This is a genomic window from Glutamicibacter sp., from assembly GCF_050701915.1.
Lineage (GTDB): Bacteria > Actinomycetota > Actinomycetes > Actinomycetales > Micrococcaceae > Glutamicibacter.
On the sequence record NZ_JBOGEG010000056.1, the window covers coordinates 1 to 13403 of the forward strand.

Annotated in this window: 14 protein-coding genes; 7 read left to right on the forward strand and 7 right to left on the reverse strand. The window is 59.3% G+C overall.

Annotated features, from left to right (window positions below; all coding sequences use genetic code 11):
- Nucleotides 1–49: 49 nt before the first annotated feature.
- From ACRDT3_RS18435 to ACRDT3_RS18445, 3 genes are read right to left on the reverse strand one after another with little or no spacing between them, the layout of a single operon-like run.
- Nucleotides 50–958: an SURF1 family cytochrome oxidase biogenesis protein gene (locus ACRDT3_RS18435; protein WP_431494376.1), complete on the reverse strand. Its 909-nt coding sequence runs from the start codon at nucleotides 956–958 to the stop codon at nucleotides 50–52.
- The gene (locus ACRDT3_RS18440; RefSeq protein WP_431494377.1) at nucleotides 959–1204 is read right to left on the reverse strand and encodes an acetone carboxylase; all 246 of its coding nucleotides are present in this window, start codon (nucleotides 1202–1204) and stop codon (nucleotides 959–961) included.
- Nucleotides 1204–1626: a DUF3099 domain-containing protein gene (locus ACRDT3_RS18445; protein ID WP_431494378.1), complete on the reverse strand. Its 423-nt coding sequence runs from the start codon at nucleotides 1624–1626 to the stop codon at nucleotides 1204–1206. The genes ACRDT3_RS18440 and ACRDT3_RS18445 overlap by 1 nt, the downstream gene beginning before the upstream one ends.
- A gap of 181 nt (nucleotides 1627–1807) precedes the next feature.
- On the opposite strand from ACRDT3_RS18445, the gene ACRDT3_RS18450 reads away from it, so the two are divergent.
- Nucleotides 1808–2566, forward strand: coding sequence for a beta-ketoacyl-ACP reductase (locus ACRDT3_RS18450; protein WP_431494379.1), 759 nt, complete (start codon nucleotides 1808–1810; stop codon nucleotides 2564–2566).
- 34 nt (nucleotides 2567–2600) lie between these two features.
- Nucleotides 2601–3350: an SDR family oxidoreductase gene (locus ACRDT3_RS18455; RefSeq protein WP_431494380.1), complete on the forward strand. Its 750-nt coding sequence runs from the start codon at nucleotides 2601–2603 to the stop codon at nucleotides 3348–3350.
- Between the two features lie 146 nt (nucleotides 3351–3496).
- On the opposite strand, the gene ACRDT3_RS18460 is transcribed toward ACRDT3_RS18455, so the two are convergent.
- Both ACRDT3_RS18460 and serB read right to left on the reverse strand, forming a co-directional pair.
- Nucleotides 3497–5245: a VanW family protein gene (locus tag ACRDT3_RS18460; RefSeq protein WP_431494381.1), complete on the reverse strand. Its 1749-nt coding sequence runs from the start codon at nucleotides 5243–5245 to the stop codon at nucleotides 3497–3499.
- A gap of 161 nt (nucleotides 5246–5406) precedes the next feature.
- Nucleotides 5407–6327, reverse strand: coding sequence for a phosphoserine phosphatase SerB (gene serB / locus ACRDT3_RS18465; protein WP_431494382.1), 921 nt, complete (start codon nucleotides 6325–6327; stop codon nucleotides 5407–5409).
- 188 nt (nucleotides 6328–6515) lie between these two features.
- Between serB and ACRDT3_RS18470 the strand changes: the two genes are divergently transcribed.
- The 4 genes from ACRDT3_RS18470 (at nucleotide 6516) to ACRDT3_RS18485 (ending at nucleotide 9368) form a co-directional block, all read left to right on the forward strand.
- Nucleotides 6516–7301 (forward strand): ABC transporter ATP-binding protein, encoded by a 786-nt coding sequence (locus ACRDT3_RS18470; RefSeq protein ID WP_431494383.1) that lies wholly within the window; start codon nucleotides 6516–6518, stop codon nucleotides 7299–7301.
- Nucleotides 7302–7329: 28 nt separating this feature from the next.
- On the forward strand, nucleotides 7330–8127 hold the full coding sequence (locus tag ACRDT3_RS18475) for a sulfite exporter TauE/SafE family protein (protein WP_431494384.1): 798 nt from the start codon (nucleotides 7330–7332) through the stop codon (nucleotides 8125–8127).
- 4 nt (nucleotides 8128–8131) lie between these two features.
- On the forward strand, nucleotides 8132–8965 hold the full coding sequence (locus tag ACRDT3_RS18480) for a TrmH family RNA methyltransferase (RefSeq protein WP_431494385.1): 834 nt from the start codon (nucleotides 8132–8134) through the stop codon (nucleotides 8963–8965).
- 145 nt (nucleotides 8966–9110) lie between these two features.
- On the forward strand, nucleotides 9111–9368 hold the full coding sequence (locus tag ACRDT3_RS18485; RefSeq protein ID WP_013348950.1) for a type B 50S ribosomal protein L31: 258 nt from the start codon (nucleotides 9111–9113) through the stop codon (nucleotides 9366–9368).
- A gap of 313 nt (nucleotides 9369–9681) precedes the next feature.
- On the opposite strand, the gene ACRDT3_RS18490 is transcribed toward ACRDT3_RS18485, so the two are convergent.
- Entirely contained in the window at nucleotides 9682–11289 is a 1608-nt protein-coding gene (locus ACRDT3_RS18490; protein WP_431494386.1) for a DUF222 domain-containing protein, read from the reverse strand.
- A 171-nt stretch (nucleotides 11290–11460) separates the two neighbouring features.
- Between ACRDT3_RS18490 and ACRDT3_RS18495 the strand changes: the two genes are divergently transcribed.
- A complete protein-coding gene (locus ACRDT3_RS18495; RefSeq protein WP_431494387.1) occupies nucleotides 11461–12516 on the forward strand; it encodes a lipoate--protein ligase family protein in 1056 nt (351 codons plus the stop codon).
- 12 nt (nucleotides 12517–12528) lie between these two features.
- On the opposite strand, the gene ACRDT3_RS18500 is transcribed toward ACRDT3_RS18495, so the two are convergent.
- Nucleotides 12529–13284 carry an MBL fold metallo-hydrolase gene (locus ACRDT3_RS18500; protein WP_431494388.1) on the reverse strand — a complete coding sequence of 252 codons (756 nt, stop codon included), beginning with the start codon at nucleotides 13282–13284 and terminating at the stop codon, nucleotides 12529–12531.
- Between the last annotated feature and the right edge of the window lie 119 nt (nucleotides 13285–13403).

Sequence of the window (13403 nt, forward strand, 5' to 3'; positions counted from 1 at the left end):
GCAACTGGAATATTCCAGTTGCCGCGCGGTTCCTCGCTCTTTCCCGCAGCTACTTGGTGATGCGCCCCGGCGCGTTGTCCGCCTGGTCGAGCAACGCATCCTCGATGGCTTCATCGGTCGGCGTGCCGTCGCGGCGGAATTTCTTATCCGGCTTGGCGCGGATCTTGCGCACCTTGTGCATCGGCTCTTCCAAGCCCAACGCCTCGGCTTCGGCTTGCTCGGCGGCGTCCTCGGCGTTCAGCTTCTTCTGCTGGCGGGCGGCGTACCAGAAGCCGACGAAGGCCAGCACGCCAAAGATGTACCACTGGATCTCATAGGAAAGGTGCGGACCTTCATCCATATCCGGAGCGTCCAGCTGCAGTGGCGCAGTGGCCGGGGCCGGGTCCTCTTCATACATCAGGCCGTAGGCGCCCTGGGCGATCTCGTAGTCCAGGAGCTTGGCATAGTCTTCGAGCTGAATCGAGGGCAACTGGCCATCCGGGGCGCCGCGGTCCAAACGGATTTCCGATGGCTTCAAGCGCACATCGAGGGTGATTTTGCCGGCAGGCGGCGCTGGAACCGCATCCGGGTGGCCGCTTTCCTGGTTGCCGATCGGCAGGTAGCCGCGGTTGACGATGACCGTTGCGCCCTCGGTGGTCCTGAACGGCACCAAGACCTCGTAGCCGGGGCTGCCGGCCTTGATGCGGTTGCGCACGATCATGGTATCTGCGGTGAGGTATTCGCCGGTCAGCTGCGCGGTCATCCAGGTCTTGTCTTCGTCCAGGTTCTGGAAATGCTCCAGGGCCTGCTTGCCGGTGGCCGGTTCTGCGAAGTAGTTGCGGTTGACCCGTTCGATGCCCTGGAGCACCTCGGCGCGGCGGTCGGCCTGCCAGTTGCCCAACCCAATGCACGCGGCGGCGAATATGGCCACCAAAATCAGCCAGCCGACCCAACGGGTACTCGCCAGAAAACGATACATCTACTTGCTTTCTCCTTCATTGCCCGGCATCGGCAGCGTTTCCTTGTAGAGCAGGCGTTCCTTCAGGTACGTTTCGAGCCAGTCGCGATGCTCCTCGCAGGCCAGCCAGATTTTGCGCCGGTCCGGGGTATGGATCTTCGGATTGTTCCACAACAGCTGGTAGCCGGCGGAATTGCGGCAACCCTTCCGCGAGCACTGGATTTCGGCGGCGGCAGGGGAGCCGCCTAGCGAACCAAGCAGATCCACTAGTCCTCCTTGGGTGCAGTTGTCGGCTGGTGCACTGGTTCCGCTTCTTCGGCGAAGCTGCCGTCGATCACTTCCGGTTCCTGCGCCTGCTGCTCGGCCGGCGCGGCTTCCTCCGGTGCGGCGATGGCCTGGGCATCAGGAGCCTTGTAGAACTCGGCGGGAGGTTCGCGCTTGGTCAGGTCCGCACCGCCGTTGGCGATCACCACGGCGATATAAGGAAGGACAATCGCGCCCGCGAGCAGGACCCAGCGCAGCCAGCCATCGAAGAAGAAAGCGAGAATGAAGCAGACCAGGCGCACGGTCATGGAAATCGTGTATTTGCGCACACGGGAATCGCGCTCGGTGGTATGGGACTCGCGCGCTTCGGTAATGCGGTGAACTTCCGGTTGGCTGGAACCGTGATTCATGGGCTGTGAGGACATGTAAAAGACTTCGCTTCGCAGTACGGGATCTGCTCCCATTGTCTCACCTGTGGCACGAAGAGTGTAATTTCTACGCGCTGTCGAAGCGGTAAAACTGGTGAGTAACTAATAGGATTGTTCACGGAGTAGCTACTTAACTAGGCAAAGTGCGCTTTTCGGCTGGCCATTGGAGAGATTTACCATGCCAGGACAGCGAGCGCATGAACGGAGAAATACATTGACTACGGAACCAATCACTGGCCGCAGTGTCCTCGTGACCGGCGGTAACCGCGGCATTGGACTTGCTATTGCGCGCGCATTCGAGGCCAACGGCGACAAAGTGGCCATTACCTACCGCAGCGGCGAGGTTCCCGCCGGACTGCTCGGCGTCAAGGCCGATGTCACCGACAGCGAATCCATCGACTCGGCCTTCAAGGAAGTGGAAGCGGCGCACGGTCCAGTAGAAGTTCTTGTCGCCAATGCAGGGGTCACCAAGGACACCCTGCTGCTGCGCATGAGCGAAGACGACTTCACCTCGGTGATCGACACCAACCTCACTGGCGCTTTCCGTGTGATCAAGCGCGCGTCCAAGGGCATGATCCGGCTCAAGCGCGGCCGCGTCGTGCTGATCTCCTCGGTCGTCGGCCTCTATGGCTCGCCAGGCCAGATCAACTACGCGGCTTCCAAGGCCGGCTTGGTGGGCATCGCCCGCTCGCTGACCCGTGAACTGGGCTCACGCGGCATTACCGCCAACGTTGTGGCTCCGGGCTTCATCAACACCGAGATGACCGCTGTGCTGCCAGAGGACACCCAGAAGGAATACCTCTCCAGCATTCCGGCCAACCGCTTTGCTGAACCTGAAGAGGTAGCCAACGTAGTGCGCTGGATCGCCAGTGACGAAGCAGGCTACATCTCCGGTGCCGTGATCCCGGTTGATGGCGGCTTGGGCATGGGCCACTAGTAGTTTTAAGCAAGAAATCTAAAGGAGTACCACCATGAGTGAATTCAAGGGTGCCGTTGTAACCGGTTCCTCGCGCGGCATCGGTGCGGTCACCGCACAGCTGCTGGCCGAGCAGGGCATTGGCGTAGTGGTCAACTACCGCGCCAAGGCCCCACGCGCCAACAAGATTGTTGCTGCCATTGAAGAAAAGGGCGGCAAGGCCGTTGCCGTCGGCGCCGACCTGACCACCGTTGAGGGCCCGCAGGCACTGGTTGACGCAGCCGTTGAGAACTTCGGTTCGCTGGACGTCGTCGTGCTCAACGCTTCGGGCGGCATGGAAACCTCCATGGGCGAAAACTATGCGCTGCGCCTGAACCGAGACGCGCAGGTGGCCATGCTGGAAGCTGCGCTGCCCAAGCTGAGCGAAGGCGGCCGCGTGGTCTTCGTGACCAGCCACCAGGCGCACTTCATCAACGAGGTCACCACCATGGATGCCTACGACGCTGTGGCCAAGTCAAAGCGTGCCGGCGAAGATGCACTGCGTGAAATGATCCCGAAGCTGGCCGAGAAGAACATCACCTTCGTGGTTGTCTCCGGTGACATGATCGAAGGCACCATCACCGCCACCCTGCTCAACCGCATGGAGCCAGGTGCTATCGACGCTCGCCGCGAAGCCGCCGGCAAGCTGTACTCCGTCGAGGAGTTCGGCGCCGAGGTAGCCAAGATGGTCTTCGCTGACGTCGAGACCGGCCACACCGAGCTGGTGGGCGGCGCAGGCGACTTCCTGGAGCAGTCAGGCAAGTAAGCCCCGCAGCAGCGCACAGCAGCTGGCGGTCGGTGTCCCATGCCGGGATTCCGACCGCCAGCTTTTTGTGCCTGGGGCAAATGCGCAGGGTTAAGCGAAATCGCCGGGTACCTCCGAAAGGGAGGCACCCGGCGATTTGGCTTGAATTAGTCCTTGGGCTTGTCGCCGCAGACGATCTTGTGCCATGGGCTGTAGGTCCAGCTCTTGGTCTCGGCTGGCAGCTTCTTGGAGCCATCGAAGGTTTCCCGGAAGCGGGTGATATCGATGCTGAAGCCCTTCTTGCCGCCCGATTCCGAGACGCACTTGTCGGCCGGGTTGTACTTGGTCTCGGGGTTGGTCTGGTTGTACTTGCCGGAGCTCTTCTGCGAGACATCCCAGTACTTGGTCGACCACAGGCGGGTATTGACCTTGTCGCCCGATACCCAGGCCTGGATCATCACGCCGTATGGGGTGTTGTTCTCCCAGATCATGTCGATCTGGCCTTCCCACAAGGTGGCTTCGCGTCCTGCAGGGTAGCGCTCGAACCAGCGTGAATGCGGCTTGTGGGTGATGTCGTCGTAGCCGGCCAGGAAGCCGACGTTGTACATCTGGGTGGAGATCTGCGACAGGCCGCCGCCCACGGCTTCGGTGCTGAAGCCGCTTTCTACAACCCCGGAGCTGTAGTATCCGTTGGCCACGGTGATTGGACCCAAGGCCTGGAGCAGCGAGAAGCGTTCGCCGGGCTTGACGATGTCGCCATTGACGCGTGCCGAACCGGCACGCAGGTTCTTGGTGCGTACGGTGTCGGAAGCCGGGTATGGGGTGGAGAAAGTGACGATCGGTTCCTTGATGCCCAGCTTCTTTGCATCTGCGGTGGTGAAGTCGGCTTCCTTCTCGGTCATCTCAACTTCGGCAGTGCGGTTCTTGGCAGCGGTGGCGGCCAGGACCTTGGCGCCCAGGCCCTTGGTCTCCAGCGAGATGCCCTTGGAGGACTTGATGATGGACGGCTTGCCGTCCTTCAAGACGATCTGTGCATCCTTGGCGGTGCTGGAAAGATCGGAATTCTTCGTTGCAGCCTTGTAGAGCTTCTCGTCGTCCAAGGAGATCGCTGGAGCGCCATCCTTGGGCGCGTACTTTGCTGCCGCGGCAATGGACGCGGCCGAGATGCTCGCCTTCTTGTCATCCGATGCCAGGATGACCTCGTCCTTCAACAGGGCCTTGACGTCCTTGTCGTAGAACGCCTGCAGGGTGTCGGCAGAAATCTGCGGCTTGGTGACCTCGGCAGGCAGGTCGATCGCCGAACCGGCAATTTCCCAGTCCTCGCTGATCAACGTGGCGGCTTCTTCGGTCTTCAGCGCTACGCCGTCAACGGGCTTGGTCAGCTTGGAAGTGCCATCCTCGAATTCGACGGTTCCTTCGGCGACCTCGGCGTTGGCCTTCTTGGCCAGCGCTTCAAGCTGAGCGCTCAGCTTTTCCTGATCCACGTCGACCGCTGGGGTGACGTGGAATTCGCCGGTAAGGCGCTCGTAGAGCTTGACCGGGTTGATTTCGTAGGAAGTCAGTTCGTTGATGGTCTCATCAACGTTCAGTTCCAGACCCGCCTTGGTCGGATCCAGCGTGTACTTTTCACCGTTGACGGTGACATCCATTGGCGTTTCAGCCAGGGGGAGTACCTCGCGTTCCAATTCGGCGCGAGCTTGGTCCTTGTTCATGGATCCGATGCTCACACCCGCAATGGAGGCGTTGGCTGGAACCTGGGAGCTGACATAGGCGGCTCCGCCGAAATATGCTGCGGCTACGGCTGCAACGCAAGAACCGGTAATGATCCAAGGCTTGGCCTTGCTCTTCGGCTTCTTCTTGTCATGCGGGGAGTGCGTAGGCGTAGTTGAGGAACTGTCCGGGGAGGGGGTCTGCACTGGTCTAGTAGCTCTTTCGAAAGCGATGGGGGCTGCGCGCGCGGCTAGGACTAATGCCATGGGCCGTTAAACGCGTCAATAGAAATACTAACCGCTGGATCAACCGATCAAGATATCGAAAGCCGCTATCGGCAGAATCGTTATGCAGTTGTTGGATTCCGCTAAGCCAAATCATTGAGTACTAGGTCGGCAATGACATCCAGGCGCGAGAAGTCCAGGCGCACATCCGCCTCATTGCGCAGCGCAGGCTTCGCATTGAAAGCAACTCCCAAACCCGCGGCAGCAACCATGGCGAGGTCGTTGGCACCATCACCGGCGGCGACGGTGGCCGTCATCGGGATCTGATGTTCCTCGGCCCACGCGCGCAATTTGGATTCCTTCATTTCGCGATCGACGATCTGGCCGTGAACGGTACCGTCGAGAATTCCGTCGGCAATGCCCAGGGTGTTGGCCAACGCATGATCCAGACCCAGATGAGCGGCCAGTGGATCCAGGATCTGCTGGAACCCTCCGGAAACTACGCCGACCTTGTGCCCGGCCGCATGGAATCGCTTGACCAGGGCTTCGGCGCCGTCGGAGAGGATAATGCGCTGGCCTACCTCGGCGAGGACAGTATCTGGCAGATCCTTCAGGGTTGCTACGCGCTGGATCAAGGACTGGGCGAAGTCCAGTTCACCGCGCATTGCGGCTTCGGTCACCGCAGCGACTTCTTCTTCCCGTCCAGCGTGAGCGGCGAGCAATTCGATGACTTCCTGCTTGATCAATGTGGAATCTACATCCATCAGCAAGAGCAGCTGCGGAGCATCGATGAGTTCGGCAGGTACTACAGCTACACACAAGTCCGCGTAATCCAATGCGCCGTCGGCGACCTGCACATCGACGAATTCCGTGGCCGCCTGCTGCAACTGCGCCTGATCGCCCTGTTCAATGCGGTACTTGGCTACCAGCCGCTCTTCATTGGTTTTGATCTGGCTTTCATCCGCGGCGGGAATTAGTCCGGCGGCGACGGCCCGCTGCAATACAGCGGTGAAGTCGGTTCGGGAAAGAGCGGGGCGGGATGCGAAAACCAATGATGAAGCCATGCAACCATTTTTCATTGCTTCGGTGTTTACGACCAAACATGACGTGTTGGCGCAGGGATGCTCACCAGGCCGATGGGAGCGAACTAACATTGCCGTTGGACGCAATACAGGTCAATCCGGCGATTTTTAGGCCTCGTACGGCATTTCCAATTAGTGAAACAGGGGCGAAAAGTCTAATCTTGAATACCATGAGCGAAGTGCTAACTTTCAAAGATGTCAGCGTTGTACGCGGGCGAAAAGACCTGCTCAAGGACGTGTCCTGGGAAGTCAAAGAAGGACAGCGGTGGATTGTGATCGGCCCCAATGGCGCCGGCAAGTCGACCTTAATGAACATTGCAGCCACCCGGCTGCACCCAACCCGCGGTACCGCGGATATCCTTGGCGAACGCTTGGGCAAGGTTTCCGTCTTCGATCTGCGTCCGCTGATCGGCCTGAGCTCGGCCCTGGTTGCCAACTCCATTCCAGCCAACGAGACGGCGCTGAACGTGGTGCTCACCGCGGCTTACGGCATGACCGGGCGCTGGCGCGAGAAGTACGAGAAGCTCGATGAGCGCCGTGCTTTCCACCTGCTGCACAACTGGGGCATGTCCACCTTCATGAACCAGCCTTTCGGCAAGCTTTCCGAAGGCGAGCGCAAGCGCGTGCTGATCGCCCGTGCCTTGATGACCGATCCCGAACTGCTGATCCTCGATGAGCCAGCGGCCGGATTGGATCTTGCCGGTCGTGAAGACCTGGTTGGCAAGCTGGCTGAGCTGGCAGCCGATGAGGATGCTCCAGCGCTGGTTCTGGTGACCCACCACCTTGAAGAGGTACCAGCGGGGTTCACCCACATCCTGATGATGCGCGATGGTGAAGTTGTCGCTGCCGGCGAGATCGAATCCACGCTGAATGAAGCGAATCTGGAAGCAACGTACAGCATGCCGCTGAGCCTGCGCCGTGAAGGTGGACGCTACTCGGCTTTCGCACGCAGCTAACAGCAATAACTAAAGGGGAAATTTCCACGTGATCGAATTTTGGCGTGAAGCCCTGGTCTTCCTTGGCGGACTGTGGGCCGGAACTATCAACACCGTCGTCGGTTCGGGCACGTTGGTCACTTTCCCCATTCTCGTGGCGTTGGGCATAGCTCCGGTGAATGCCGTTGTCTCCAACGCCATGGGTTTGGTTGCCGGCGGCTTCTCCGGTGCCTGGGGGTACCGTCGAGAAGCTGCCAGCGTCAAGAAAACCCTACTCAAGCTCGTGCCGGTTTCATTGGTCGGTGGGTTGATCGGCTCCCTGCTTCTCTTGAACTTGCCGGAGTCCGTATTCGGCGTCGTGGCCCCGGTGCTGCTGATTTGCGCGCTCGTGCTGGTGATCTTCCAGCCCCGCCTTTCCAAATGGGCGAAGACCCGCCAGGCCGCTTCTGGCGGTACCGACCCGGATGATGCGGACCGGGCCAAGATCCCGATGATCCTGTACATCCTGGTGTTCATCATCGGTATCTACGGCGGGTACTTCACCGCCGCGCAGGGCGTGCTGCTGATGGCCGTATTCGGTGTTTTCTTGCAGGCCTCGTTGCAGCAGTCCAACGCCATCAAGGTGATCCTTTCCCTGATCGTGAACCTGGTGGCGGCCGCAATGTACCTGATCATCGCGCCGGAACGCATCCATTGGATCATCGTTCTGCTTATCGCGGTCGGCTCGCTGATCGGTGGTTTTGCCGGTGCCAAGATTGGCCGCAAGCTTTCCCCGGGGCTGCTGCGCCTGGTTATCGTCATCCTGGGCCTGATCGCCTTGGGCAACATGCTCTACAAGTTGGTGTAGGTTCGTGGCAGAAATTCTCAATCCTGAACGGATCTTGCAGGTCGCGGATCTGGCTGATCCCCGCCTCGACGAGTATCTCCGGCTCTCTGAAGCGCATCTGCGAATGCGTAGCGACGTTCAAAATGGCCTCTACATTGCCGAGAGCACCAAAGTGGTCCAGCGTGCGATCAACGCGGGACACGTGCCACGCAGCTTCTTGCTCGCCGAAAAGCATCTGGACCAGCTAACCGAGGAGTTCAACCGTTTCCCGGACGCGCCGATTTTCATTGGGGATGATCGGCAGCTTCAGGATCTGGTGGGGTTCCACTTGCACCGCGGTGCCATGGCAGCGATGAATCGTCCCGAACCGCTGGATCTGGACGAAGTGCTTGAAGCCAGTTCGCGCGTTGCCATCCTGGAAGACATCGCCGACCATACTAACCTTGGCGCAATTATCCGTTCGGCCTCAGGACTGGGCGTTGACGCTGTGCTGCTCACCCCCAAATGCGTGGACCCTTGGTACCGACGCAGCGCCCGCGTTTCAATGGGCACGGTCTTTGACCTTCCTTGGGTGCGCATGCACTCGTGGCCAGAGGACATCCAGACCTTGAAGAAGCATGGCTATGAGATGCTCGCCATGGAGCTGACCGATGACGCGATCCCATTGAACGAAGTGGAGATCAAGGCTGGACAGAAGGTCGCCATGATTTTGGGCAACGAAGGCAGGGGAGTTACCGATGAAGCCCTCGCCGCCGTTGACCGGACCGTGATCATCCCGATGTACCGCGAAGTGGATTCCCTGAACGTTGGTGCTGCTAGCGCAATTGCGTTCTGGCATTTGTGCTCCGCGCCACGCTAAGAAGGTTTCGGCCTCCGTCGATTTTGCGATAGGATGGACTGTCTGTGCATTGAGGTTTCTTCATGGAGCCTTGAATGCGGGACGCAATTTCCGAGTAAGCAGCTGCTGGCAAAATCCAGTGGCCATAAACAAAAGGTGTATAGCTATGAAGGCTGATATCCATCCACAGTACGGCCCAGTTGTCTTCAACGACCTGGCATCCGGCGAAAAGATCCTGACCCGTTCGACCGCTAAGTCGGACAAGACCATCGAATGGGAAGATGGCAACACCTACCCAGTAATCGACGTCGAAATCTCGGCTGCTTCGCACCCGTTCTACACCGGCAAGCAGCGCATCATGGACACCGCTGGTCGTGTCGAGCGCTTCAACGCCCGCTTCAAGGGCTTCGGCGGCAAGAAGTAATACTTCGCCCCTAGCAAGCTTTCGCGGCGTGTTTCCTGTTTCTGGAAACACGCCGCTGCTGCTTTAACAGGACACCTGTCCATCAGTGACTGAAAAATCTTGTCAGCGGCGTTCGCGCAGAGCGCCCTTTGGCGCAATAGCCGTCGGAGTAGCCGGTGATGACTGGAAAAGATTTCACTGACCCGTCGAAGTATCCCGCTTGGCCGCATTTAGCTAAGCAACTGGCTCCATCGCCGTTGCGTGAATGGTGTTCTTGGTGGTGTGGAAGCGCTGGTGACTGAAAAATTTTGTCACCCAAAATCGGTCATTCAGCCTAGCGGCCTCGGCCTGTTTCCTTCTGGCCGTCATCTGGCGGCGGTTCAGGACCAGGATCCTCGTCTGGAATGTCGATGAGGGGCTTGAGCCCAAGTACCCTGCGTACTTCTGCCGTCAGTCGAATATGCGGCAAGGGGATGATCTTAGGGCGTTCCGGGCAATGATCATTCACATGATCAAATTGATCCACACGCTTGACGCTTTCTGGAATAACAAGTGCGTTCAGCCCATGCGGAGTCACCCACATCTCGGATCCGTCAGGGCGCGCAACGACTTTCCAGCCCAATGCATGCTTGAACATTTGATGCTGCTTGCATAGGAGATGCGTATTACCCCTTGTCGTGTGCCCTCCGTGAGCCCAGCCATCAATATGGTCAATCTCGGAGCGATCAGCTGGACGGCGGCACCCGGGGAAACAGCAATGCCCATCACGATGCCGTAACAAGTCCTTGAGGCCCTGCGAGGGGCGGTAGCGCCTGCGCTCGACATCTATCGCGGCGCCAGTCCATGGATCGGTCAAGACGCGCTGGAACGAAGGCGCATCCTTGGCCAACCTCAACGCGACACCCAGCGGGATGGGGCCGTAGCCTTCTAGATCAGCCACGGTCCTCGAAGGATCTGCCAGCATCTCTATCGCGGGTATCGTGATCGATACCCGTGGCTTGAGCGGTGTTCCCTCCTGGCCTGGCCAGCCGTAGAGGACTATGTCCGCGAAGGCATCTGCTTCTATTTGCTCCCGGGTACGGGGATCTTGCGGATCGTTGTGCTGATCAGCTAGCCACTTCACGGAGTTCTTGATGGAATGAACCACGGCGGCGTTGTTGTAGTACTTGAGTGTGGACATTCCGTTTTCGTCATCCCACAGCGTGAGCTTGCGATTCTTTTCAGACTTCCTGTGCCTTCGTTCGGCAGACTCGGGACACATCCGGTCATGGAACCGGCGTGCGCGTTGGTATATCGCGTCATCAGATGCGGTCTTCGCCATGGGCAACAGCACACATTGCATCTGCATGATTTGCTCCGGGAGCAAGTCCTGCGAATACTTCACGATGTCATGAGCTGCCTTGCACGTGATCTCTCCTGCAGCCAGAGCCGTGAGAGTTTCCTTGCAGACGTAGCGAAGACCCTTGGCGTAGAACATTCGCTTGCTTACCTTGCGCGAGGTCTCGCGCAAGGCGACAGCCGCTTCTGCGATGAAGTTGGAGTTAATGATCTGATCACTGCCACGGTCAAGGCCATAGTACTCGGCGCTTTTCCGAGCTTCACGTTCCTCCTCTTCGGTAGTGGTCCGCTCAGTGGCAATCATGTCGGCAAATGATTCACTGACTTGTTCTACTGAATCGGCCAGCAGCACAGAAGTAAGTGCATCGAGACTGCTCTGCATGCGCTGGATCTTCTTCAGTCGTTCGAGGGCGCCGCCCGGGCCATTGAGCGGACCCGCGTCGAAGAGCTCATCTGCAATTTGCTTCACGGGACCATAGAACAGTTGATGTTCGAGGTGATCGCTGAAGAACGAATCCTTGTGGGATTCTGTGCGAGTGCCAGCCGGGCGCAACGGTAGACGATGCTCATCATCGTCGTCATGGATGAAGTCGGGTATAGCCATGGTTAATTCTCCTGCCAGCAGCAGACAGTTTGGCCTGGAAATTCGCGGAATGTGGAGCAATTGTCGAATATTTATTCGATTGTTACCCGAGGTCGCATTCCGACATTGGAAACCGCTGAATCCGGGGATGCGTGGATTCGACTAGTGGGTAGCCGGGGATAGAATGAATCCATGATGCATCATGGTGAATACAAGGTAGTCGGTGGCAAATTAGTCGTTGTAGATTTGGATACCGCCGATGGCGTGATCACCGAAGTGTCATTGAACGGCGACTTCTTCCTGGAACCAGACGATGCACTCGATGACTTGAATGATGCGCTCCGCGGTTTGCCAGCGGATGCTAGCCACAGCACCATTCGCACAGCGGTAACCAACAATCTGCGCGAGGGCGCGGTGATGTTCGGTTTCGATGCCGACGCTGTTGCCCGCGTGGTTCGTCGCGCCCTTGGCCATGCCACCAAGTGGGAGGACCATGAGTGGGAGGTCCTCGGCCCGCAGATCATCCCGATTAGCGAGCAGGTGGCGCTCGATGAGGTGCTCACCCGCCAGATCGCCAAAGGCGAGCGCAAGCCAACCATTCGTTTCTGGGACTGGAACGAGGGAGCTGTCGTGATTGGCTCCTTCCAGTCGTTGAAGAACGAGGTGGACATGGAGCAGGCTCAAAAGCACGGTATCCAGGTGGTCCGCCGCATTTCCGGGGGCGGGGCCATGTTCATGGAAGCGGGCAACTGCATCACCTACTCGCTCTATGCCCCAGAATCCCTGGTGGACGGCATGAGCTTTGCCGATTCCTACCCGTTCCTCGACGCATGGGTGATGGAAGCGCTGGAAAGCATCGGCCTGAAGGCCTACTACAAGCCGCTGAACGATATTGCCACGCCCGCGGGCAAGATCGGTGGGGCGGCGCAAAAGCGCCTGGCCAACGGCGCGATGCTGCACCATGTCACGATGAGCTACGACATCGATGCGCAGAAGATGACCGAGGTGCTGCGCATTGGGCGCGAGAAAATTTCGGACAAGGGCATCGCATCGGCGGTCAAGCGCGTTGACCCGCTCAAGTCCCAGACCGAGCTGGGGCGCATGGAGATCATCAAGGTCATGATGGACACCTTTGCCAAGCGCACCGGGGCCAAAGTCGCGCAGCTGGATGCCGAATCCCGACTGGCGGCGCAGGAACTGGCGGCGACCAAGTTCGCCACCGAGGAATGGACCGCGCGCGTTCCATAAGTTAGATGGTGCTTATTGCGCGTCCCGTGCCAGGGCGGTGCGCACCGCCTCTGCCGGTTGGCAGTAGATCGGCTTGCCGTGGCCGGGCAGGATCGAGCCAGCATCGATGCTGTCGAATGCCGCGAGGGCATCGTGCGCCTGCTGCCGGTTGTGGTGGAACATCGGGTGCAGCATCTGCGCTCCGGTGTGATGGCTCAGCGCGTGGCCGGCGATCAACGCATCTCCGGTGACCAGAACCTTCGAATCGGGCAGGTGGAATGCGGTATGGCCAGGTGTATGCCCTGGCGTAGGTACCGCCACCGGTGCACCGGGCAGGCCGGCCAGTTGCTGGGCGGTCCATACGCCTGCTTCCGGCACTCTGGTTCCTTTGGTCCCGCCAACTTTGAGCACATGGCGCATCCATTTGAAAACCAGCGGCCGCCACGCACGGATCACGATCTGCCAGGGGGAGACCTGGAAGCGTTCTTCGCCGGTCATCTGCGTATGCTCGGCTGCTGAGCTCAGTACCGGTACGCCTAGTTCGGATGCGAAGCAGGCGGCTGCTCCGGTGTGGTCCACATGCCCGTGGGTGATCAGCATGGCCGCGGCGTCCTTCACTTCAAGACCCAGCACCCGGATTGATTCCAGTACCAGCGGCACATCTGCGGGGTAGCCGCCATCGATCAGCGTGTAGGCGCCGTTGTCCTCCAGGATGATCCAGTTCGATGCCGGCCCCTCGACCAGGTAAGTGCCGTTGGAGTGCTGGGTGATGCGGAACCGATCTGGCAAGTGAACTCCTGGAACTAGTGGGCCGAGCGCGCCATCGGCCCGATGCCTTCAGTATGCCAGCGGCCAGGTGTTCGGCAAAGGTCCAGAAATGCGCCAAGCCCGGTCCCGCTCGCAACGAG